Annotated in this window: 1 protein-coding gene; it reads right to left on the bottom strand. The window is 31.2% G+C overall.

All coding sequences use genetic code 11. The features are described 5' to 3' along the window. Positions 1–419: 419 nt before the first annotated feature. The coding region (locus J8281_RS18895; RefSeq protein ID WP_210199225.1) for a hypothetical protein at positions 420–816 on the bottom strand (397 nt) is incomplete at its 5' end.

Below are 816 nucleotides of genomic sequence, written 5' to 3'. Positions count from 1 at the left end.
AGCTATTGAGCCGCACCTTGGCAGTAATAAAAACAGAAATACCTTATGAAATAGGAGTAATAGAGTAATAACGCTTTTGCAAAGAGAACAATAATTAACAAGATAACTAAGCTCAAAAAGATAAAAACCTGCAGCACAGAACAATGTAGGTGGCGGTTTTCAAAATCGACCACATCGGTTAGCAAGTGATCAGGTTTAATAACTCATAATCATACAGATGCTGGTAACGGCTTAAGAAAGCTGATTACATATAGGATGCTGAGCGAGTTATATAAAAAGGCATTGTAATGTTGATAACGCTGCGCGTTAGCCAACATTCCAACACCACATTAGCATTATGATATAATTAAAAATAAAATAGTAAATTTAAACTCATCTAAGGTACTTGCTTAAACAATGGCTTTTCATAGAAGCCATTGTTAGCTGTAGTTTTTGATTTTCAGGATAGACTTTTTTGTTTTATCCCAGATACTATTATTCCAATTTACTTTAGTACTGAATTGCTCCAATTGTTCCTCATTCAGATTTAAAAGTAGAGACATCATCACAAGAAAAGGAATATCTGCTCCCCAATATTTGTCCTTTCCGTCTACAGATATTACTTCATCAAAAAACATCTTGATGTCCGCTTTATTGTTTTCCAGTAATTGTTCTAATTCACTAATATTGTTTATTTGAAGGTACTTACTTATTAAAATAATATTAGAAACATATGTATCATCAATAATACTGTTATAATTAAACCCACTTTCGATTCCTATATTTTTAATTTCATTAAATATTCCTTCTTGCTGTGATATACGATTATTTAAGGTT

It is taken from the genome of Aquimarina sp. U1-2 (assembly GCF_017897595.1).
Classification (GTDB): Bacteria; Bacteroidota; Bacteroidia; order Flavobacteriales; family Flavobacteriaceae; genus Aquimarina.
This window is presented reverse-complemented; position numbering and strand designations above follow the sequence as displayed.